This is a genomic window from Acinetobacter sp. A47, from assembly GCF_000805455.1.
Taxonomy (GTDB): Bacteria; Pseudomonadota; Gammaproteobacteria; order Pseudomonadales; family Moraxellaceae; genus Acinetobacter.
Genome location: NZ_JSUS01000001.1, coordinates 418,979 through 440,665, shown reverse-complemented (window position 1 = coordinate 440,665; position 21,687 = coordinate 418,979). Strand labels below are relative to the sequence as shown.

19 protein-coding genes and 1 tRNA gene are annotated in these 21,687 nt (G+C 44.5%); 8 read left to right on the top strand and 12 right to left on the bottom strand.

Annotated features, from left to right (window positions below):
- The first annotated feature begins 516 nt into the window (after window positions 1-516).
- The 5 genes from mutS (at window position 517) to OC23_RS02065 (ending at window position 5,617) form a co-directional block, all read left to right on the top strand.
- Window positions 517-3,174, top strand: coding sequence for a DNA mismatch repair protein MutS (gene mutS, locus OC23_RS02085; protein WP_038342397.1), 2,658 nt, complete (start codon window positions 517-519; stop codon window positions 3,172-3,174).
- A 136-nt stretch (window positions 3,175-3,310) separates the two neighbouring features.
- On the top strand, window positions 3,311-3,478 hold the full coding sequence (locus tag OC23_RS19110; RefSeq protein WP_038342396.1) for a hypothetical protein: 168 nt from the start codon (window positions 3,311-3,313) through the stop codon (window positions 3,476-3,478).
- A 168-nt stretch (window positions 3,479-3,646) separates the two neighbouring features.
- On the top strand, window positions 3,647-3,976 hold the full coding sequence (gene fdxA / locus OC23_RS02075) for a ferredoxin FdxA (protein WP_038342395.1): 330 nt from the start codon (window positions 3,647-3,649) through the stop codon (window positions 3,974-3,976).
- A gap of 127 nt (window positions 3,977-4,103) precedes the next feature.
- Window positions 4,104-4,817, top strand: a complete 714-nt coding sequence (locus OC23_RS02070; RefSeq protein ID WP_038342394.1) for a D-Ala-D-Ala carboxypeptidase family metallohydrolase — start codon at window positions 4,104-4,106, stop codon at window positions 4,815-4,817.
- Between the two features lie 131 nt (window positions 4,818-4,948).
- Window positions 4,949-5,617 (top strand): O-methyltransferase, encoded by a 669-nt coding sequence (locus tag OC23_RS02065; RefSeq protein WP_038342393.1) that lies wholly within the window; start codon window positions 4,949-4,951, stop codon window positions 5,615-5,617.
- Window positions 5,618-5,736: 119 nt separating this feature from the next.
- Here the strand turns inward: OC23_RS02065 and OC23_RS02060 are convergent, their stop codons facing one another.
- The 11 genes from OC23_RS02060 to OC23_RS02010 all read right to left on the bottom strand — a co-directional run bounded on the left by OC23_RS02060 (window position 5,737) and on the right by OC23_RS02010 (window position 16,650).
- The gene (locus OC23_RS02060; RefSeq protein ID WP_038342392.1) at window positions 5,737-6,579 is read right to left on the bottom strand and encodes a universal stress protein; all 843 of its coding nucleotides are present in this window, start codon (window positions 6,577-6,579) and stop codon (window positions 5,737-5,739) included.
- Between the two features lie 215 nt (window positions 6,580-6,794).
- Window positions 6,795-7,409 carry an acyltransferase gene (locus OC23_RS02055; RefSeq protein ID WP_038342391.1) on the bottom strand — a complete coding sequence of 205 codons (615 nt, stop codon included), beginning with the start codon at window positions 7,407-7,409 and terminating at the stop codon, window positions 6,795-6,797.
- The gene (locus OC23_RS02050) at window positions 7,402-8,001 is read right to left on the bottom strand and encodes an IMPACT family protein (protein ID WP_038342390.1); all 600 of its coding nucleotides are present in this window, start codon (window positions 7,999-8,001) and stop codon (window positions 7,402-7,404) included. Before OC23_RS02050 ends, OC23_RS02055 begins: the two co-directional genes overlap by 8 nt.
- 93 nt (window positions 8,002-8,094) lie before the next feature.
- A complete protein-coding gene (locus OC23_RS02045) occupies window positions 8,095-9,285 on the bottom strand; it encodes an HlyD family type I secretion periplasmic adaptor subunit (protein WP_038342389.1) in 1,191 nt (396 codons plus the stop codon).
- Window positions 9,286-9,309: 24 nt separating this feature from the next.
- On the bottom strand, window positions 9,310-11,433 hold the full coding sequence (locus OC23_RS02040) for a type I secretion system permease/ATPase (RefSeq protein ID WP_038342388.1): 2,124 nt from the start codon (window positions 11,431-11,433) through the stop codon (window positions 9,310-9,312).
- Window positions 11,430-12,920: a TolC family protein gene (locus OC23_RS02035; RefSeq protein ID WP_081407282.1), complete on the bottom strand. Its 1,491-nt coding sequence runs from the start codon at window positions 12,918-12,920 to the stop codon at window positions 11,430-11,432. The genes OC23_RS02040 and OC23_RS02035 overlap by 4 nt, the downstream gene beginning before the upstream one ends.
- Window positions 12,921-13,263: 343 nt before the next feature.
- A complete protein-coding gene (gene lptB, locus OC23_RS02030; protein WP_038342383.1) occupies window positions 13,264-14,010 on the bottom strand; it encodes an LPS export ABC transporter ATP-binding protein in 747 nt (248 codons plus the stop codon).
- Window positions 14,010-14,558, bottom strand: a complete 549-nt coding sequence (gene lptA, locus OC23_RS02025; protein WP_038342382.1) for a lipopolysaccharide transport periplasmic protein LptA — start codon at window positions 14,556-14,558, stop codon at window positions 14,010-14,012. Before lptA ends, lptB begins: the two co-directional genes overlap by 1 nt.
- Window positions 14,542-15,090, bottom strand: coding sequence for an LPS export ABC transporter periplasmic protein LptC (gene lptC, locus OC23_RS02020; RefSeq protein ID WP_038342381.1), 549 nt, complete (start codon window positions 15,088-15,090; stop codon window positions 14,542-14,544). The genes lptA and lptC overlap by 17 nt, the downstream gene beginning before the upstream one ends.
- 39 nt (window positions 15,091-15,129) lie before the next feature.
- Window positions 15,130-15,669, bottom strand: coding sequence for a KdsC family phosphatase (locus OC23_RS02015; RefSeq protein WP_038342380.1), 540 nt, complete (start codon window positions 15,667-15,669; stop codon window positions 15,130-15,132).
- Window positions 15,670-15,672: 3 nt separating this feature from the next.
- On the bottom strand, window positions 15,673-16,650 hold the full coding sequence (locus OC23_RS02010; RefSeq protein ID WP_038342379.1) for a KpsF/GutQ family sugar-phosphate isomerase: 978 nt from the start codon (window positions 16,648-16,650) through the stop codon (window positions 15,673-15,675).
- A 364-nt stretch (window positions 16,651-17,014) separates the two neighbouring features.
- Here OC23_RS02010 and OC23_RS02005 point away from each other — a divergent pair, with 364 nt between their 5' ends.
- The 3 genes from OC23_RS02005 to OC23_RS01995 all read left to right on the top strand — a co-directional run bounded on the left by OC23_RS02005 (window position 17,015) and on the right by OC23_RS01995 (window position 20,087).
- Window positions 17,015-18,421: a purine-cytosine permease family protein gene (locus tag OC23_RS02005; protein WP_038342378.1), complete on the top strand. Its 1,407-nt coding sequence runs from the start codon at window positions 17,015-17,017 to the stop codon at window positions 18,419-18,421.
- 106 nt (window positions 18,422-18,527) lie between these two features.
- A complete protein-coding gene (gene cysS, locus OC23_RS02000; RefSeq protein ID WP_038342377.1) occupies window positions 18,528-19,949 on the top strand; it encodes a cysteine--tRNA ligase in 1,422 nt (473 codons plus the stop codon).
- Window positions 19,950-20,011: 62 nt separating this feature from the next.
- Window positions 20,012-20,087: transfer RNA gene (locus OC23_RS01995), tRNA-Gly, on the top strand.
- Between the two features lie 169 nt (window positions 20,088-20,256).
- On the opposite strand, the gene OC23_RS01990 is transcribed toward OC23_RS01995, so the two are convergent.
- The gene (locus tag OC23_RS01990) at window positions 20,257-21,573 is read right to left on the bottom strand and encodes an MFS transporter (protein WP_038342376.1); all 1,317 of its coding nucleotides are present in this window, start codon (window positions 21,571-21,573) and stop codon (window positions 20,257-20,259) included.
- Between the last annotated feature and the right edge of the window lie 114 nt (window positions 21,574-21,687).

The window sequence follows — 21,687 nt, the reverse complement described above, 5'->3', positions numbered from 1 at the left end:
TTAAATAATAATCCACATAGATTAAATTGCAAGCATCTTTTTAAAATTCATGATTCACTTCATGTCAGCTTTTACTTGCTGCAGCACAATATCGATAGGATTTGAATCGTTCTAAATTGGGAAAGCATAAAAGGCATATAATAAGAAAGAGAATCAAAAACTCTTTTATCTTTAGACCTACTTGGTTTTTGGCCAGAATATTTAAAGCTGAGTATTTATAAGCATGGCTAATCGCTGGAGCGCTCAACCTATTCTGATCGATAGCGTAAACAGACCCGCCCTTTCCCTTTTGCTGCTTATTTCTTCACTCATTACCGCAATCCTTTTTGTGAATCTGCATTGATTTGTTAAGATGTCTGACATGCAAATTTGCCAAGGGCTGGCAGATGAATGCCCCCTGATTTGACATAAAAGCTATACTTTTTATCTAACTGCGTCAGATTTGCACCGATATTCGTTGAAGAGCTTAATTCGCTCTTCTGACCGTAAATATTAAATTTCAAGGATTTAGCACGAATGAACAGCGCTGAAATCATGGCTGACTTATCTTCCCACACTCCTATGATGCAGCAGTACCTCAAAGTCAAAATGGACTACCAGCATGCTTTGCTGTTCTATCGTATGGGTGATTTTTACGAGCTTTTCTTTGAAGATGCCCATTTAGCAGCCAAGCTGCTAGGCATTACCTTAACTCATCGTGGTAAGGCCAGCGGTCAACCGATTCCGATGGCGGGGGTTCCCTATCATTCAGCAGAAGGCTATCTGGCACGTCTGGTCAAAGCGGGTCGTACCGTTGCGATCTGTGAACAGGTAGGTGAAGTTACTGGAAAAGGCCCGGTTGAGCGCAAGGTTGTCCGTATTTTGACGCCTGGAACCTTAACCGATGATGCCCTGCTCAGCAGTTATCAGTCATCCAATCTGGTTGCGCTATGTATCCAGCAAAACCAGATCGGTTTTGCCTTGCTTGACTTAAGTGCAGGTATTTTTAAAGTCCAGCAACAAGATTACAAGCCGGAACAATTGGCAATTGAACTGGCACGCTTGATGCCAAGCGAAATCCTGATTGATGAAGACCTGATTGATCAAAACATTATTGAGCAAATCAAGAAAAATCTGGACTGCCCGATTACCAAGCGTCCAAATGTCGACTTCAATTTAAATAATGCCCAAAAGACATTGTGTGACCAGTTTTCGGTATCAACCTTGTCTGGTTTTGGCCTCGATCCGTTACCGCTGGCCAGAGCTGCTGCGGCAGCGCTGATTCACTACGCAAAAGAAACCCAGAAAACGGCGTTACCCCATATCCGCTCCATCCAGATTGAGCAAAGTACTGACTTTATCGCACTTGATCCGATTACCCGTCGCAATCTGGAGATCATTGAACCTTTATTTGAACATGGCACTTCGCTGTTCCAGCTGATCAATGATTGCCAAACCGCAATGGGTGGACGTTTGCTGAGCCGAACCCTGATGCAGCCTATCCGAGATACCGCGATTCTCGATGCCCGTCTTGATGCAACAGAACAGCTATTAAAAGGCTTTCATGAAGCACCAGTACGTCTGGTTCTCAAAGAAATTGGTGATATTGAACGGGTGCTCAGTCGTGTTGCCCTAGGCAGTGCCCGTCCCCGTGATCTGGTTCAACTGCGTCACGCCTGTGCACAGATTCCGTTCTTGCGTCATGCCTTGGCGCCTGTATTAAAAACCCAGCAATCTAAACTACTAACACAGCTTGACCAAGAGCTGGGTGATTTTAAGAGTCTACATCAGCACTTGATGGCTGCGATTGTTGAAAATCCACCGGTGTTGTTACGTGATGGTAATGTCATTGCAGAAGGCTACGATGAAGAGCTGGATGAATTGCGCAAGATTCGTGATCATGCCGGTCAGTTCCTGATTGATCTGGAAATCAAAGAACGGGAACGTACAGGTATTAATACCCTGAAAATCGGTTATAACCGGGTCAGCGGCTATTATATCGAATTGACACGTGCTCAGGCAGAACAGGCGCCTGCCGATTATATTCGTCGTCAAACGCTTAAAAATGCCGAACGTTATATCACACCAGAGCTAAAAGGCTTTGAAGACAAGGTCCTTTCAAGTGAGTCTCGTGCCCTTGCCCGCGAAAAGCTTTTGTTTGAGTCACTACTGGATGAACTGCGTCAGAACATTGCCCATCTGCAAATGATGAGTGCCGCGATTGCACATATCGATGTCTTGGCAAACTTTGCCCATCAGGCCAGATTAAATGGTTGGGCAAGACCCGAATTTACCGCTGAAACCTGTATCAAGATTCAGGCGGGTCGCCATCCGGTGGTCGAAGCATTAAATAAAGCCCCGTTCACGCCTAATGACACCTTTCTTGATCCACAGCATCGTATGGCCATCATTACCGGGCCGAACATGGGTGGTAAATCGACCTTTATGCGCCAGACTGCCCTGATTAGCCTGCTTGCCTACTGTGGTAGCTTTGTACCGGCTAAATCTGCCAAGCTGGGTTCGATTGACCGTATCTTTACCCGTATCGGCTCAGCCGATGATTTATCTACAGGTAAATCGACCTTTATGGTTGAAATGACTGAAACTTCACAGATTCTGCATCATGCCACCAGCCAGTCCCTGGTGCTGATGGATGAAGTCGGTCGTGGTACCAGTACTTATGATGGTCTGTCTCTGGCTTGGGCCTGTGTGCTTGACCTGACCAAACGGGTGAAATGTTTATGTCTGTTTGCGACCCATTATTTTGAACTGACTGAACTGGGCAGTGAAACGGGAATTGACAACTATCACGTCACCGCGCAGGAACTCAATGGCAACCTGATTTTGCTGCATAAAGTGCAACAAGGCCCAGCCAGCCAAAGTCATGGTTTACAGGTTGCCAAACTGGCCGGTATTCCTGCAGGCGTGATCAAGGAAGCGCAAAAACGCCTGAAGATACTGGAAAAACAGCAACATCAGCATCTGCAAAGTAGCGTGCAAAACGACTTGTTCAGTGCGGTTGAACATGAAATTGAAAGTCAGGTGGTTGAGAAAATCATTGAGGTAGAAGTAAAATCGCCAGCTCTGGAGTTGTTACAGAATATTGATATCGATGACCTCACGCCACGTCAGGCACTCGAACAGCTCTATCAACTGAAGGCTTTATCCAAGACAAGTCAGGCACTTGAAAACTGATTCGCCACCAATAAGCCCTGTCTGATGCGATAGGGCTTTTTTACATAGTCTTGCGCAATCTCACATTTTCTCACCCTCCCTTATTAAACTTCATGCTATTGCTATAGTCAGAAAATGATTCTGTGGAGGAAACACCATGTCTCGTGGCGATAAATCTGCCTATACGGCAAAACAGAAACGTCAGGCTAAACACATCGAGGAAAGCGAACTGGAACAGGGACGCACTCAGGAAGAAGCTGAACGTATAGCCTGGTCAACAGTAAACAAGCAAGATGGTGGTGGTCTCAAGAAAAAGCATAAATAAGCAGATTGCGGCTGTAGTTGAGAGTTATTATCAACAAAAGTCATATAAATAAGTCCATTTCATTGATACGAATAATAAATATCAATAAAAGGAATTGTTTCTATCGGTATTTTTTGCCTAAAATACGCTATGCAAAATGAAAACCATATTTTTTAGGTAGCTGCCGCCATGACCTTTGTTGTCACTGAAAATTGTATTAAATGTAAATATCAAGATTGTGTTGAAGTTTGTCCAGTCGACTGCTTTTATGAAGGTCCAAACTTCCTTGTGATCAATCCAGATGAGTGTATTGACTGTGCATTATGTGAACCGGAATGTCCGGCAAATGCAATTTTCTCTGAAGATGAATTACCGGAAGGTCAGGAAGTCTTTATCGAGCTGAATGCTGAATTGTCAGAAAAATGGGCAGGCAACAACATTACTCAGATTGGTGAACAGCCTGCTGATCGTGAAGAGTGGAACGGTAAGCCGGACAAGCTGCAATATCTGGAAAGATAATTTAAAAGACCAGTTTTTACTGGTCTTTTTTATACCTGAAACACACATTTCTTTGCAATTACATCATTATTCATGCGCTATTTTGCATTAAAATACTACCTCAAACGATTATGAACTGCACTTTTTTATGATTCGAAATAAATTACAGGGTCTATTATCATTATTTATCATCCCTGTGATGATGGTGGGTTGCACCAGTTCAACCACCAAACAAAACCAGAACCAAGGCAAAAGAATTTATATTCCACAAGAGCAGGTTATCGTAACTCGTCCTGTTCCCAATAAAGTCGAACCTGCCTCCTATCGCCAATGGCTTGGTCAGGGCGACAATTATGCCCGTGTGCGTGAATATGAACAGTTTCTGGCGCGTAATAACGTTGCCCATATTATTCCGAGTTTTGAACTGCTAAGAACTGCTCGGGACTGGCAAAAATGCGGTCGCTCAGAATACATGGTTCCTAACCGCGAATTATGGAAGAACTCTTTGCCGACCTTGCGTGTTTTTAAATACCTGATTGCGGCAAAAGTCCTGACTGATTTCGAGGTAACCTCGGTGTACCGCGATTTACCATTAAACCAATGTGCTGGCGGCGCCGGCTCATCAAAACATCTGTTTAACTCGGCTATTGATTTCCGCATTGGGCCTCAATATCCGCACCCACAAGATTACACCTATATTGAACAGACCAAGTTCAAGCTATGCCAGTTCTGGGCCCAGCATGGACAAAGTCTGGATTTAGGCGTTGGCCTCTATAGTTCAGGACAGATCCATATTGATACACAAGGTTACCGTACCTGGGGTCCCGACCTCACACGCAACAGTTCAATGTGTAATTTCTAAAAACACTCCCCTAAAAGAGATCCTGGCGGTCTCTTTTTTGTTTGATTGCGCAGGATTAATTAAGCAAGCAAATTGCACTCTGTTCATAAATGTTTAAAATGCAGCTAACAGATTCATAGGTAAACTTGATTATGCAACAGATGTGGACCGACATTGATGACTATATCAATTCACATTTAATTCCCACAGACCCAAGACTTCAACATGCATTAGACAATACCGATACGCAGGGTTTTTCTAATCATTTGGCTGTTGCCCCTAATCAAGGCATGTTTTTACAAATGCTGGTGCAGATGAACCAGTGCAAACGGGTACTGGAACTGGGAACATTTGGCGCCTATAGTACCATCTGGCTGGCAAAGGCCCTGCCTGAAGATGGTTACCTGCTCACGGTGGAAGGACGTGATACCCACGTGATGATTGCCCAGGAAAATATTGATTTTGCCAATATGCCCACCACCATCGAGCTCAAAAAAGGCCGTGGTGCAGATATCATGAAACAACTGATTGCCGAAGGCAGCGAACCGTTTGACCTGATTTTTATTGATGCAGACAAGCAAAGCTATCCTGAATATTTTGAACTGAGTCTGCAACTTTCCCGTTCAGGTACGATCATCGTGCTAGACAATGTCATTCGTGCCGGGGCAATTCTGGATGAAAATAACAAGAAACCAAGTATTGAAGGTATCCGTCAGGCATTCACAGCGTTAAAGGATCACCCTCAACTGTTGTCCTGTACAGCATTACAGACTGTCGGCTCAAAAGGCCATGATGGCTTTGCAATCGCCATTGTAAAATAGAGATTAAAAAACAACCTGTTTAATTTAATTGTGTAATATCAAATAATTATATTTATCTCTAGTGCTTTTCCATATAGTTATCCACAGGAATTGCGGATAACTATATGGAAGAAAATGAATTACTTAGCCACCAGCAAAGGAACATTGGCATTCCGGAAGATTGTCGTTGTGATGCTTCCCAGGAAGAACTGATGGATTTTACTATGGCTAAAGGCCCCCAATACAATTAACTGGATATCATGTTCCTTTTGATATTCAAGAATATTCTGGGCCACATCGCCATAACGGTACACCGATAGCACTTCCAGGCCGGCATCGGTTAAATACTTTTCAGGCTCTGCCAGCATTTCCGGATGATCCCCGACATAGAGCAGATGACATTGCAGTTTTTTCAGCAGGTCACTCTGGGCAATTCGTTGCAGCATTTTCTGACAGGTCGGTGAATATTCATAAGCGAATATAAATCGCTTCGGTGGCTGGAAATGCTCGCCCACCGTGATTACCGTACAGTTCGCCCCACGAATGAAGTTTTCCACATTACTACCGATCGGCTTGTTTTTCTCGGCAGCCCGCTCACCTACCCGTCCAATAATGACAATGTCTTTTTCGTTGAGAATATTAAAACTTTGCTCAAGAAAATCGCCTTTTTCCTGAATCTTAGTACTGGTCAGGCCATACTGTTTTTCGATTAATTCCGAGATATGTTTGAGCAGGTTATTGCTATAATCCAGTGCGAGCTCACTTTGCTTTTGTTCCAGCTCGGCCAGCTCTTTTAAGAGCATGGCGTTACTTTCAAAACCGATCACACCACTGATTTCACCTAAATGATAGCTTGCTGGATAATAGTCCAGGATTTGCAACAGTACCAATTCCCGCTGTGTTTGCTTGGCCACCCATACAGCTGCTTCGGCCACAGCATCAATGCAGGGTGAAGAATCGATACATGCAATTACACGGTTCATTTTTCGCCTCTCTTTAGGTAAATACCTTAGGTCTTCTACTTATTTTTAACTTAGCATAGATAAAAGCCATGAAGGTTAAATTTATGTATCGAATCTCATCAGCTTTTTAACAGGCTGTGTTGATATTGCACTTTAGCAGCTAAAGCTCTCATAGCAACATAAGCCATTCTTGCTGCAAGATTTTTTTAGCTGGCACAAGGCACATTTAGCGAAATTTAGTCATTCCGATAACGGATTATTTTTGCCGGATTTCCGGCCACAATTGCGTAATCGTCTACATTTTTAGTGACCATACTGTTCATTCCAATAACAGCATGATCTCCGATTTTAATCCCGTCCTTAATTCCCACATGTGCGCCCAGCCAGACATCGCGGCCTATCTCGATGCCCTTTGAAGTCACCGGCTGCTGGTAAATGGCACGATCAAGCTCCATGCCATGGTCAAAAGCATATAAATGACTATAGGCCGCAATCCGGACCTGATCATGTAACTTGATCCCCGCCCGGCCTCCATCCAGAATACAATGGTGATTGATCGCCACTTCATTGCCAATCTCTAGCGGGCCATGCAGGGTACAATCTGCAGCAATAAAAGTGTTATCGCCAATGGAAATCTTACGGCCCCGCTCTGCAAAGATCTGTGCCAGCGGAGAAATAAAACAGTTCTTGCCGATTTCAACCGTTTCCATCTCCATCAGATAAGCCTGATATTCAGCCTGCCATGCCTCAGCCCATTCACGATGTTTTGGCTTGAGTGTCCAGTACAGCCAAGGCATATAATTGAGGCGCTGCTTGTGCTGCTCACGATATTTCAATAAAGGATCAGTCATCTGCTAGCTCCCCGATCAATCGCAATTGCTCACGGCCCCGGGTTACATCCTGAAGTTTGAGCTTTAATGGTGCGATCTGGTGGACTTGAACACGTGCCTCAACAACGACTCCTGTCTCGGTATAACTTTCCTGATAGTCAATCTGTTGCTGCATCAGCTCATATTGAATAATGGCCCATTCATTAAACAGACAGGCAAACTGAATGTCTTTCTTTTCGATCAGCTCAATCTTTTCTGCCAGTAACAAGCATTGACCTGCACAACCGCCATAGGCACGCACCAGTCCACCCGTACCCAGCTTGATGCCGCCATACCAGCGGTTGACCAGTACAATCACATTGGTGAGCTCATTGCCTTCTATTGTTGCCAGAATGGGACGACCCGCTGTACCTGAAGGTTCGCCATCATCATTAAAGCGAACCTGATGCCCGATCTTCCAGGCCCAGCACTGGTGTGTGGTTGAGCTATCCCGGTATTGTTCCAGAAAATCCTTAACCTGCTGTTCATTCTCCACAACAGCTGCAGTCGCCTGGAAACGACTTTTTTTAATGTCTTCTTCAAAAGTTACCGTACTGGCAATGGTAAATGGCATAAAACATAAATAGAAACTGAAAAACAGATTATAGCTTTTTAAACAGCAAATAAAAAACCTCGCTTGAGGCGAGGTTTTTTATATCGGCACAACTTAGCGTTCCCGTAATGCTTCCTTGGCCTTATTAAACGGTTTAAGCAGATAATCCATAATGGTTTTTTGACCGGTACGGATATCTACTGTCGCAACCATACCAGGTGTGATACTGAAAGCCTTGCCGGCCTTGTTATAGAGCCGATCCGAATTGGTGCGGATATAGACACGATAATAGAACTGGTCCTGCTTGACTTCATCACGGATGGTATCAGGAGAAATGACCGTTACTTTTCCATCCAGTCCCCCATAGATAGAATAGTCATAAGCCGTAATCTTCACCAGCGCCTCCTGCCCTGGACGAATGAAAGCGATATCCCGGGGTGAAATACGTGCTTCTATCAGCAATTTATCTTCCAGCGGCACAATGGTCATTAACTTGCCATTTTGCGGAATGACCCCGCCTAAAGTGGTCACATCAATTTCTTTCACGACACCACGCACTGGTGCCCTAAATACCGCACGCTGCAAGCTGTCATTACGTCCCTTAACGACCTGTTGCTGTGTCTGGATATCGGTATTGGCCTTGGACAGCTCTTCGCGTGCCTTGACATAATACTCGTTGCGGGTGTCATTGATCTTGTTGCTCAAATCATTGGCTTCACGCTTTAGGCGTAGCACCTCAACTTCACTGGCAGCCCCTTTGGCCACTAACGGTTCAGTCATGGCAAGCTCCTGACGTACCAGTTTGGCGGCCTGTTCATAGCCGGCCAGTGACTGCTGCAGATTTTCGCGGCGTGAATTATAAAGCGCCGTTTCTTCTTGCACCAGTTTAGGAATTTTCTGAACCTCTTCCGGAAATACCAATGGCGTCCCGTTCACTTCGGCACGTAAACGCGCGGCAGTTGCCTGGGCAGAAATCAGTAATGATTGCGATTCCCCAACGTTCGATGCCAGACGGGTCGGATCAAGCTGGGCCAGAATTTGCCCCTTTTCTACCACGTCGCCTTCATTTACATCCAGCTTGGTTAAAATACCACCTTCAAGTGATTGAATAATCTGCTCTTTTGAAGAAGGGATAACCTTACCTGTCCCCGTAGAAACTTCTTCTAAATTAAATAACCATGCCCAGATCAAGAGTACAAGTAAACCTATCCCAATCATCCAAACAACGAGCGTCGAACGAGGTAACTTAGGTTCCTTATAAGTTACATTCATCGGCCGGCTACTCGTTTTTTGTTCTTCACTCATAAATTTGCCTCTATGCTCTAAGTATTAAACTATTTTTTGTTTTACTGCTGATTGTTGTAAGACTTGTTCTACAGGCCCGTCCATCACGATCTTGCCCTCATTCATGACAATAATCCGGTCTACCAGTTCCAGAACAGCACGTCGGTGTGTTGCCACCACCAAGGTGCGATAGCCCAGCCAGTTGCGCAAATGATCAATAAGCTGCTTTTCTGCCACATCATCAATGGCTGCTGTCGGCTCATCCAGTAACAGGATATTCGGTTGACGGATCAATAGACGGGCTAACAGTAAAGCCTGTCTTTGCCCACCAGAAAACCCGACGCCACCTTCCAGCACCAGATGGTCCAGTCCTTCCTTTTTCTCGTGTACAAAGCTCAATGCGCCTGTGACTTTGAGCGCCTTCAAGATATCTTCATCACGTGCCAAAGGTGCACCCAAAGTCAGGTTTTCACGGATGGTGCCATAGAATAAGTGAGCATTCTGATTGAGTAAGCCCATATCACGGCGAACATCGGCAGGATCAATCAGGCTAATGTCCAGATCATCCAAATGCACCGAACCGGCATTGGGAAACTGCATTGCAGATAAAATCTGTAAAAGTGTCGATTTGCCCGCACCATTACGTCCCAGAATCGCAATACGCTCACCGGCACGAATTTTCAGGTGAGGAATCGACAAGCTAGGTCTTGGGTCTTCTTCGGTATATTGGAACACCACATTTTTCAGCTCATAATCACCATGTAAGACTTCTTTATGCACAAGATGCGCCTGATCTGCCTGATCAACAGGTTTTTTCATCAGCTCATCCAGACCTTTTTTGGCGACTTTTGCCTGTTGCAAACGGCCTAAAATCCCGGTGATTTGCGAAATCGGTGCCAGCATACGGGACGATAAAATCGAACAGGCCACCAATGCCCCGGTAGTCATCTCACCGTCCATCACGGCAAAGCATCCCACCAGAATCACGGCGGCATAGGTCAGCCCCTGAATTTTTTGTGTCCATGCCGTCAGTACACCCACGATTTTTCGTTGCTGCATACTAATGTCGGCAGACACTTCATTCATATGGTTCCACTGGTTCTGGAAACGAGACTCGGCACGTAACAGCTTGATATCTTCAATCCCCTGCACCGCTTCGACCAGAATCGCATTCCGGATTGAGGATTCACGCATCCCTTCTTGTGCCAGCTGGGCGAGCTTTTTTTGTGCCAGAATGGCAGGCAAAATCATTAAGGGCACTACCAGCAGCATGACCCAAAATAAATTTCCGCCAATCAGCGCAAAGATAACCAGAAACAAGAAGAAAAAAGGTAAATCGGCGATCGCACCCATTGTGGTCGAAGTGACCAGCTCACGAACCCCTTCAAGTTCCCGGATTTGAGAAATAAAGGTACCGGTAGATTTGGAACGCTCACTGTTCTTGATACGCAGTGCATGACCAAACACACGGTCTGACACCCTTAAATCGGCACGTTTGCCAATAATATCTGAAATGTAAATACGTGAAAGACGCAGCACAAACTCGAAAATTGCGGCGATCAGTACCCCCGCGGCCAGTACCCATAAAGTCGGAACGGACTGTGAAGGAACAACCCGGTCATAGACCTGCATGGAGAAAATAATGGTTGCCAATGCCAGAATGTTGGCAATCATCGATGCCAGCATGATATCGATATAGCGTTTCCAGTCCTGCAACACGATCGACCAGAACCAGCTCTGCTGATAAGGCTTGATGTATTCATCAACACGCGCATCAGGCACGGACTGTTCCGGACGCAGCACGTAGACATTCTTAATGATATGCCTTAGGGCGCCCACGGCAAATTTCTGGGAAAGCCCCTGATCACCACTGAGCTGGATACTGACATGACCGGTACCATCAGCCTTGTCGATGACCCCGACCTGTCCATCGGCCAGCTCGACCAGCACCGGTAACCGCCAAGGGTTGATTACATCGTTGCTAAAAGCAACTTTTCTTAAGTTCAGTCCAATTTGCCGGCTGATCAGCACCAGCACCTCATCAAGGTTCTGGTTCTGGTTCCAGTCCAGCTGTAAGCGAATCCGTTCCTCAGAGGGTTCAATGCGGTAATGTTTGGCGATGGTTAATATAGCTTGTAACCATGGCTGATAATTTATTTTTGTAATCATGGTTGTACCTCAAATCCTTGTATATTTAAATTATTGAGGTCATAGGCTTGGCGGGAACGTCCTGTCGCAGCAATATATTGTGCAATGCTACTGTAAATATCATAACGTGCCGTTTCAGCTTCTGAGTTCGCACTATGAATCGCCTGCTCTGCATTTAACAGGTCGACCAGAGTCCGGGTTCCCAATTTATATTGTTCTTGGTAAAGCTCTCTTGTACGTATTGTGGTTGCTTGTTGTCCTGCCAGCACCTGCATCTGGCGTTGTTTATTTTCAATCTGTTCACGGCTGGTGCGGATCTGGTCCAGCACTTTCAGATAAACCGCATTGACCTGCGCCCTTGCAGCCTCTTCAGCATAACTGGCAGCACGGGTCTTGGAAGAGGTTGCACCGCCCTGATAAAACTGGCTACTGGCTTCGAGCATGATGGCGCTGTCAAACCCGCCTTCTTTATCATTACCGGGATTGCGTCCATGTAAAGCCTGACTCAGTTCTCCTTTTACAGATAGTGTCGGATAATTACTGACCTGTGTCTGTAATTTTTGATTACGCGCTACTTCAATACCGGCTTGCGCCGCAATCATTTGGGGAATGGTATTAAACTGAGGTGTTGCATATAGGTCTGACTGTTTTACAAAGTCGTCAGGAATACTCCACTGTACGTTACGGGTATCAAAACCCAGCAAGGTATACAAATGCTGCTGGTACTGGCTCAGCAACGACTGCTGCGCAATCATGGCCGACTGGGCAGATTGCAAATAAGACTGCGCCTGAATCGGATCTGCCTGACTGCTGATACCGGCATTGGCTCGCAGGTTGGCCATCTCCTGAATACGCTTGATACCCGCGATCTGCTGATTGGCAATACGAATAAGGGTTTGATAACGCTGAATATTGATAATTGTCTGGGCAACATCTAATGCGATGTCATCAATTTTGACCAGCACATTGGCCTGTCCTACCACAACCTTTGCTTTTTCTACATTGACACCAGACTTAACCTTGCCGAAATCATAAAGCATCTGGGTTGCACTCAAAGTCAGCAATTGCTGACCCCGGGTACTTTTCTTGCCTAGATCTCCAGTGCTTATCCCGCCACCAATCTGTGGGTAATAACCGGATTTGGCGACATCAATATTGGCATTTTGGGATGCCAATGCTGCAATCCCCTGGGCAATATCCGGATTGCGCTGCACGGCGACCCGTACCGCATCCTTCAATATTTTACGTTGATTCTGCCAGAAAGCACTTGCGATTGCAGTCTCTTGCGGCCGTCCTGAGCCAACCACAGGTAAATCACTACCCAGGGATGAATCTACCGAGAAGTTGCTCAATTTTTGCATCTGTGCAACTTTAAACTCATCGTTACTTTGCGGAACAAACAGCTTGGACAGATTGTTCTTCAAAGTGTGATACTGTTCACTTGGTGTTGTTGCATGTGTCATTGGTACAGATAGCGTTGCTGCATAAAGTAACCACTTAAAACTCATACTTCTTTTCCATGATCCATTATTCACTTTTATATCTTTCTTTAAGTTCATATTTTTTCGTATTGTTATCATTTCAGCATTTTCATTTTAATCATTTTTTTACACAAAACACTATGTTCTAAACACGTTTTCACACATTTATAAGTGTTTATTTTTGTAAAACAGTTCTCATTTTTATAGATTATGCCAAACTAATTAAAAAACTAAAATAAATATTTTTCAGTCAATTAGCTAAAAATCAGGATTTTGCCATAACCAAAGGCTGTTATTTCACTGTTTCCAAATCCACAGCATAAAAAAAAGAACCTTGCGGTTCTTTATTCATGGCCGGAGGCAGACAAGTCTAAACTACAAAATCATCGCCCAGATAAACTTTACGTACCTGCTCATTGTCCAGAATTTCCTGAGGCGTCCCCTCGGCAATCACTGAGCCTTCACTCACGATATAAGCTTTCTCACAAATCGCCAGAGTTTCACGCACGTTATGATCGGTAATCAGCACCCCGATCCCACGGTTTTTAAGGGTCTGGATAATATCCTTGATATCCCCGACAGAAATCGGGTCCACGCCTGCAAACGGCTCATCCAGCAGCATGAACTTCGGATCAGCAGCCAAGGCACGTGCAATTTCCGCACGGCGGCGCTCGCCCCCAGAAACACTCATGCCCAATGAATCTTTAATATGCGTAATTTTAAAATCACTTAACAATTCATTCAGTCGTTGCTGACGCTGCTGCTTGTTTAAATCTTTACGTGTTTCCAGAATGGCCATAATATTTTCAGAAATGGTTAACTTTCTAAAAATTGAAGCCTCTTGCGGTAAATAGCCGATGCCTTTACGCGCGCGTTCATGCATTGCCAGATCAGACATGTCGAGATCATCCAGATGGATCTCACCTTTATCCATACGAACCAGTCCGACGACCATATAGAAGCTGGTCGTTTTACCGGCTCCATTGGGACCAAGCAGCCCCACAATCTGCCCACTTTGCATGGTAAAAGATACATCCTTGACCACCCAACGTTTGCTATAGTTTTTAGCCAGATGCTTAATACATAAAGTCTGTGGTTGCTGCACTGCCTGTTCCATTAATCACGCGCCCCCGGGAAGCTTTTAGAGCTAGATGGTGGAATAATGATCTGCACGCGATTGCTTGAAGAACCTTGCGCTTCAACATCACCTTTATTCATGCTGTATTTCAGGCTGTTACCACGAATACTTGAGCCATCCTGATACAGATAGGCATTGCCCGTTAAGGTAATAATTCCAGTATCGGCATTATAGACAATGTTCTGGGCCTCACCGCGTGCCAGTCCCTTCTTGGCATCTATCTGCTGCTGGAACTTGGCAGGCTGGCCTTTGGCACTGATCGTTTGAATCTCTTTCTTGCTATTCAAATTGGCAACGATTGAATTTGCCTGCAGTTTCATTGTGCCCTGCTCGATCACAACATTACCGGTATAAGTCGTCACGCCAGTTTTATCATTATAGGTTGCACGGTCAGCAACCAGAGAAAGCTGTTGATTACGGTCAGACGGCAAGGCAAAGCTTGCAGTTGAAGTTAATGCAACAACTGCAATACAGCCTACGTGTTTCAGGAAAGTTAAACGGGATTTAGAATTAAGAGCTTGGCGCATACTTTCCTCGAATTTTGTAAAATTCATATTGACCATTATTCAAATTAGCCTTTAAACCCTGACTCACAAACTCAGCTGATGGTGATTGAACCGTAACCTGATGTTGTGTTTCGAGTTCTCTTGTTTTTGGGTAACCTGTAAGCTCATCGGTATGAAACTCCATTTTACCCTGATCAGACAGTTTTGTTGCCACGACATTACCCAGTAATACAACCTTACTGTTATCGTCATAGCCATTCGCCTGTTTTGCATAAAACGTTGCGTCAGGTTTGCCCTGTTTGTACATTACTGCGTTGAGTTGATCAAGCTTGGATGTTTTCAGTTGCATATTTTGTTGCAACTGTTTCACTTCAGCACGAACATATAAATTACCCTGCTCATCAGTCTGGGTTAAATGAACACCCTGTGCGGAATAAGTCATATTCTTGGCTGAATCAACATCCAGCTTTTTTGCCTTGCCGCTGTAATAATAATAGCCACCACTCACCGCAGCGACAACAACAGCAACGACATATAAAACTTTGGTATCCATAAACCGGGTTACCTAACCTTTGAGCAAATCAACACTATATTAATGTGGTACGGCAAGATATTTTTCAAGCAGTTCTTGGTAAACACCTTTTGCCATCAATAACATATCACAGACTTCACGAACCGCCCCACGGCCGCCCATTGCCTGGGTCACCAGATTGGCGCGGCGGCGTACTTCTTCATGGCCATTCGGGACTGTCACTTTCATGCCTGCAATTGCAAATGCAGACAAATCCGGCCAGTCATCTCCCATATAAATACAGTCTTCAGGCAATAAACCTAACTGTGCACAGGCTTCACGCAAGGCCGTCCCTTTGTCTTCACGGCCCTGAAAAACCAGATCTACACCTAAGTCAGACATCCGCTTTTCAACAATATGGCTTTTACGGCCTGTGATAATGATCACCTTCATTCCCGCCTGCTGCACCAGTTTCATGCCCAGTCCATCACGGATATCAAAGGATTTAATCTCATCCCCGGTATTGGTCAAGGTCACAAAGCCATCGCTTAAGATCCCATCCACATCAAGTACCAGAGCCTGTAAATGACGTGCTTGTTCCTGTAAAGCATAAGATGCCATGGCTTAATTTACTCCTGCCTGAATAAGGTCATGCATACTGATTACACCAATCACTTTTTTTGCCTCATCAACCACAACAAACTGGTTGATTTTTTTCTCATGCATTTTTTCCAGTGCTTCAACCGCACGGGCTTCCTGAGAAATCGTCATTGGATTTTTGGTCATGACTTCAGAAACACAAAGATTGACATCAAAACCTTGTTGCTGATCAATCATCCGGCGCAAGTCGCCATCAGTAAATATCCCAAGCAAGGTGTCCTGCTCATCTACAATAGTTGTCAAGCCAAGGCGCTTATCCGAAATTTCATATAACACCTTGTTCATCGGAGTATCTGGACGAACCTTTGGCAATTCTGAACCGGTATGCATTAAGTGCTTCACATGTAAAAGCAGGCGTTTACCCAGTGCACCTGCCGGATGTGAGCGTGCAAAGTCGTCTGCAGTAAAGCCACGGGCTTCCAGAAGAGCAACGGCCAGAGCATCACCCAGCACCAGGGTTGCGGTTGTGCTTGAGGTGGGTGCCAAACCTAAAGGACAAGCTTCATCGGCAGCGCCCAAGGTTAACGCGACATCGGCATTTTGCGGCATTGGGCCTTTATCATCCCGGCTAATGGTAATTAATGGCACGCCTAAATGCTTGATCAGTGGCATCAACATCATGATTTCGTCACTTTTGCCCGAGTTCGAAATCGCAATCAGTACGTCTCCACGCACCAGCATGCCCAGATCACCATGCCCAGCTTCGCCAGGGTGCATAAAAAATGAGGGAGTACCTGTAGAAGCAAAAGTGGCAGCCATTTTGCGCCCGATATGGCCCGATTTTCCCATACCCGTAATTACCACACGCCCCTTGCATTGCAACAAGATTTCACATGCATGATCAAAACGTTCATTAATTTGTGTGGCAAGCACTTCAATCGCTTGCTGTTCAATACGCAGCGTTTCTATTGCGCTTTTTTGAAAATTTATGGCTTGTGACATATGAGCTTGACTCAAAACAGTACTTTATCTACCTAGCGGCAGATAATTTTAATCAAAAGAATACTGGCGATTCTAACATAACTGTGAAATATGCACGTTTCTAAATGTATAAGTTTTCATGAAAAATGGAGAAAATCGCAATATCGCGCCTTGTACAAAGCTTTCTTGAGACCACCATTTCAAGGCGGTTCATCCCTCTCTAAATCACCACATCTTTAAAAATCTTCAGACTTACCTTTTTTAACACAAATCAGTTTGCCCACTTTTAGGGCTAGTTGTATATACATATATATATCAGGATATACAGAATAGCTGCGTAAACATATCGTTTTCAGCACAGCAACACTTTAAGGACAAGGTCTATATGAACTCAGCGGATGAGAAAGAAAAAACCCAATTTTTTGAAAGCCGTACAATTGACTTCATTCCGGAACAAGAAAGACATGGTACTGTTTTTGGCCAATTTACCTTATGGTTTGGTGCCAATTTACAAATCACCGCAATTGTTACCGGTGCGCTGGCTGTTGTGCTCGGCGGTGATGTTTTCTGGTCAATCATCGGCTTGTTGATCGGACAATGCTTGGGCGCCACGGTGATGGCATTACATGCCGCGCAAGGCCCCAAACTGGGTCTGCCGCAGATGATTTCAAGCCGCGTTCAGTTTGGTGTATATGGAGCCTGTATTCCTATCATTCTGGTATGCCTGATGTATATCGGCTTTACTGCAACGGGTGAGGTGCTGGCTGGTAAAGCTATTGCGCAACTGATTCATGTTAGCAATAGTACCGGGATTTTAATCTATGCAGCCTTTATTGTAATCTTTGCCACCATTGGCTACCGTTTAATTCACTGGGTTGGAAAGGTTGCAAGTATTATCGGGGTGATTGCCTTTGTCGTTATTCTCACTCAAATTTTAACTCATTCAAACTTTTCAGCGTTAATTGCTGTTCAAAAGTTTAACTGGTCCTCATTTTTACTCGCGATTTCCCTTTCTGCCTCATGGCAAATCTCATTTGGCCCTTATGTCGCTGATTATTCAAGATATCTGCCATCAAACACCTCTTCCAGCCGTGTCTTTCTGGCTGTTGGCCTGGGTTCACTGCTCAGTTCGCAGATCTCTATGACCTTAGGCGTATTGATTGCACAAATTTCTCAAGGCAGCTTTGTTGGAAACGAAGTACAGTATGTCGTGGAAATGAATACTGTGGCATTACTTGTTACTTTCTTATATTTCAGTATTGCCTTTGGCAAGGTGACCCTGTCAACACTCAATGCCTATGGTTGTTTTATGTGTATTGCAACGATCTGGAATAGCTTTAATCCACGTATCCCGATTTCCAGAAATACACGTTTAGCTGTCGTGCTTGCCATGGTCACGATCTCGACCCTGATCGCAATCCTTGGTGAACATAGCTTTTTAAATAGCTTCAAGGCTTTTATCCTGTTTCTGCTTACCTTCTTTATTCCCTGGAGTGCCATCAATCTGGTCGATTACTATTTCATTTCTAAAGAACAATGTGACGTCACTGCATTATATGATCCGGATGGAAAATATGGCCGCTGGAACAGTGTCGGCATTGGCTGTTATGTCATCGGCGTACTGCTACAACTCCCCTTCATTCACACTCAAGTTTTTACAGGCCCGATCGCCACATTATTAGGTGGTGTAGATATTTCCTGGTTAGTGGGCATTTTGGCAACAGCATTGATTTACTATCATTTCGCCAGAAAGCCGCACATCCGGACAGTCAGTCAAACCGGTTTTGAATAAAAAATATTGCAAACTAAAACCATCTTTTTTTCTGCCGATAACTTTATGAAATATGGTGCATACGTTATGATGAATAACGATTTTTGTAGAGTGTTTGAAAACCCTTATGCAACCTTTTGTTCTATATAATTCTGAGCAACGTAAAAAAGTTGAATTTGTCCCACGTAAAGAAGGTCAAATTGATATGTATGTCTGTGGTATGACGGTTTACGATTACTGTCATATCGGACACGCTCGGGTTATGGTTGCATTTGACTACATCATTCGTTTCTTGCGCAGCCAAGGCTGGAAAGTTCGCTATATCCGCAACATTACCGATATTGATGACAAGATCATTGCGCGCGCCAATGAAAATGGTGAGAGCATTCAGCAGCTCACGGCTCGTTTCATTGATGCCATGAATGAAGATGCAGCCAACCTGGGCTGTGCTGCCCCAGATGAGGCACCAAAGGCAACAGAATATATCGATCAGATGCAAAGCATGATTAACACCTTGGTTGATAAAGGTGCTGCTTACCCTTCCAGCAATGGTGATGTTTATTTTGAAGTCAGCAAATTCGACAAATACGGTCGTCTCTCTGGCCGTAAACTGGAAGACATGCAAGCGGGTGCGTCTGAACGCGTTGATGTTGAAGTAGAAAAGAAACATCCGTTTGACTTCGTGCTTTGGAAACATGCCAAGGAAAATGAACCGGCGTGGGCCTCACCATGGGGCAATGGCCGTCCAGGCTGGCATATTGAATGCTCTGCCATGTCGACCTGCTGCCTGGGCAATCATTTTGATATTCATGGTGGCGGTTCGGATCTGATGTTCCCGCATCATGAAAATGAAATTGCCCAAAGTGAAGCCTCAACTGGCGAACAGTATGTCAATTACTGGATGCATGTCGGTTTCATCAATGTCGATGGCGAGAAAATGTCCAAGTCTTTAGGCAACTTCTTTACCATCCGCGATGTGATGGAAAAATTCCATCCGGAAGTAATTCGCTACTTCATTGTGTCGTCGCATTATCGCAGCCCAGTTAACTTCTCTGATGTAGCCTTAAAAGAAGCAAAAACAGCGCTCAGCCGTTTCTATCATTCTTTCAAAGCTTATCAGCAAGTCTATGGTCAAAAAACGATTGAGACTTTAGAACAGAACTTTGTTGAACGCTTTAACAATGCAATGTGTGATGATTTCAATACGGCTGAAGCCATGGCAGTCCTGTTTGAACTCAATAAGGAACTCAACCGTGCGGTGAAAGAAGAGCAAGCTGATCAGGCAACAGCTCTTTACTCAACCTTGCGTCATTTAACTGACATTCTTGGTCTGGTTCAGCATGATGTAGATGAGTTCCTCAAGTCCGATATTGGTCAAGAAGCTTTAAGCCTCTCTGATGCTGAAATCGAGAGCTTTATCCAGCAACGTGTCGATGCGAAAAAAGCCAAAGACTTTGCCAAAGCCGATGGCATCCGCCAGTCTTTACTGGAGCAAGGCGTAGTTCTGGAAGATACGCGTCAAGGTACAATCTGGCGACGTGCTGATTAATTCAGCACTTAGCACATTAGAGAGTTGACAGTTGAATGAAACTCTCTATAATGCGTCCTATTGCGGGAATAGCTCAGTTGGTAGAGCATAACCTTGCCAAGGTTGGGGTCGCGAGTTCGAGTCTCGTTTCCCGCTCCAAATTCAAAAAAGCCCTTATCTATCGATAAGGGCTTTTTTATTGTGATCTTTCATTCCGGCAACCCAATCCAATCAGGCCCGACACCAATTTAACTCCATCAATAAAGCATAAATACTTGTCACTACTCACTATCCCAAATCTGAACCTCGCCGTGTTTAAAGGCAGAGATTAGTTTTTATGTTTAGAAAATCGGTAACCCTGATCACATAATGCAGCAACCACAACAAATACTGCCGCAGTAATTAAAATCATGATGACACTGACTGTTGAATGTGTAGGCGAAGCTGCAACCATGCTCAAGGCACCTAATGGAGCCAGACCACCCGCAATTGCCGTACCAATTTCCCGGCTGGAACTCACACCGGTAGAGCGATTTTCTACTGAAAACTGTCGGCATAAAAATGAACTTTGTGAGGCAAACATCATGGGGGCCAGAATACCCGTTCCGACCGCAATTGCCATATAGATCAATAAATCCTGACCCGTTTCCAGCAATTTCATAAATGGATAAGCAAATAACGCCGATAAAAGCCCACCTAAAATCAGGACTTTTTTACTACTCCAGTAATCACATAACCAGCCAAACAATGGCACAGTAACAATGGCAACCAGACTGGCAATGGTAATCGACAAGGACGTAACATGAGCAGTCACTCCTTTAAATTGTGTTAGATAGGCTAAAGAGAAGGTCTTAAAAATATAGCTGAGCGCGTTATATCCAATTGCGACAATCAAAACCACCAAGATGCCTTTTAGATTCGCCTTCAGTAAACTTTTAAAAGGATTTTCAGCTTTAATTTCAGCTTCATTATGAATAATTTTTTGCTCAAAATCTGGTGTTTCGGGCAAGCTTTTTCTTACCCACACTCCGACAAGCACCAGTACAAAGCTGAGTAAAAACGGAATACGCCAACCGCCATTTAATAAAAATTCATCTCCATTTAAAGTCAGCAAGAAAATAGTCAGCGAGGATAATAACAAGCCCAGATTTAAGCCTAATGCAGGCCAGGCACCCTGACGACCACGTTTTTCATCTGATGCATGTTCATAGGAAGTAATTGCCGCTCCGGCAAACTCAGCTCCTGCACCAAGCCCCTGAATAATCCGGAAAAAAACCAACAGGATCGGCGCCCAAATCCCGATCGTGTCATAACCGGGAATCAAACCGATAAAGACAGTACATAAGCCCATCAGCAAAAAGGTAATGTAAAGCATTTTCTTACGACCATAACGATCGCCAAAAAAACCAAAAAATATACCGCCAAAGGGCCGGGCAATAAATCCGATTGCAAAGGTTGCAAAAGCCGCAATTGCTGCTGTACCCGGATCAGATTTATCAAAAAAAACTTTACTAAAAACAATAGAGGCCATGGTGGCATATAAGTAGAAGTCGTACCATTCCAGCATTGAACCCACAATGGTCGCTGTGGCCACTTTCTTTAGGCGTCTGGCTTTTTCTTGTTCTGTTTCATGAACATTTTGCATATTGATAATCCTTTATTTAAGGCACATGACCCCTATTGCCTATAGTTTCCATCTATAAGACAGGTCATCATTCAAACGGGTTATTAAAAGTAAAAAGACGCGCCAATCCGAAGA

Coding starts and splice junctions, on each gene's coding strand:
- mutS (WP_038342397.1), top strand. CDS start 517: ATGAACAGCGCTGAAATCATGGCTGACTTATCTTCCCACACTCCTATG.
- OC23_RS19110 (WP_038342396.1), top strand. CDS start 3,311: ATGTCTCGTGGCGATAAATCTGCCTATACGGCAAAACAGAAACGTCAG.
- fdxA (WP_038342395.1), top strand. CDS start 3,647: ATGACCTTTGTTGTCACTGAAAATTGTATTAAATGTAAATATCAAGAT.
- OC23_RS02070 (WP_038342394.1), top strand. CDS start 4,104: ATGATTCGAAATAAATTACAGGGTCTATTATCATTATTTATCATCCCT.
- OC23_RS02065 (WP_038342393.1), top strand. CDS start 4,949: ATGCAACAGATGTGGACCGACATTGATGACTATATCAATTCACATTTA.
- OC23_RS02060 (WP_038342392.1), bottom strand. CDS start 6,579: ATGAACCGTGTAATTGCATGTATCGATTCTTCACCCTGCATTGATGCT.
- OC23_RS02055 (WP_038342391.1), bottom strand. CDS start 7,409: ATGACTGATCCTTTATTGAAATATCGTGAGCAGCACAAGCAGCGCCTC.
- OC23_RS02050 (WP_038342390.1), bottom strand. CDS start 8,001: ATGCCATTTACCATTGCCAGTACGGTAACTTTTGAAGAAGACATTAAA.
- OC23_RS02045 (WP_038342389.1), bottom strand. CDS start 9,285: ATGAGTGAAGAACAAAAAACGAGTAGCCGGCCGATGAATGTAACTTAT.
- OC23_RS02040 (WP_038342388.1), bottom strand. CDS start 11,433: ATGATTACAAAAATAAATTATCAGCCATGGTTACAAGCTATATTAACC.
- OC23_RS02035 (WP_081407282.1), bottom strand. CDS start 12,920: ATGAGTTTTAAGTGGTTACTTTATGCAGCAACGCTATCTGTACCAATG.
- lptB (WP_038342383.1), bottom strand. CDS start 14,010: ATGGAACAGGCAGTGCAGCAACCACAGACTTTATGTATTAAGCATCTG.
- lptA (WP_038342382.1), bottom strand. CDS start 14,558: ATGCGCCAAGCTCTTAATTCTAAATCCCGTTTAACTTTCCTGAAACAC.
- lptC (WP_038342381.1), bottom strand. CDS start 15,090: ATGGATACCAAAGTTTTATATGTCGTTGCTGTTGTTGTCGCTGCGGTG.
- OC23_RS02015 (WP_038342380.1), bottom strand. CDS start 15,669: ATGGCATCTTATGCTTTACAGGAACAAGCACGTCATTTACAGGCTCTG.
- OC23_RS02010 (WP_038342379.1), bottom strand. CDS start 16,650: ATGTCACAAGCCATAAATTTTCAAAAAAGCGCAATAGAAACGCTGCGT.
- OC23_RS02005 (WP_038342378.1), top strand. CDS start 17,015: ATGAACTCAGCGGATGAGAAAGAAAAAACCCAATTTTTTGAAAGCCGT.
- cysS (WP_038342377.1), top strand. CDS start 18,528: ATGCAACCTTTTGTTCTATATAATTCTGAGCAACGTAAAAAAGTTGAA.
- OC23_RS01990 (WP_038342376.1), bottom strand. CDS start 21,573: ATGCAAAATGTTCATGAAACAGAACAAGAAAAAGCCAGACGCCTAAAG.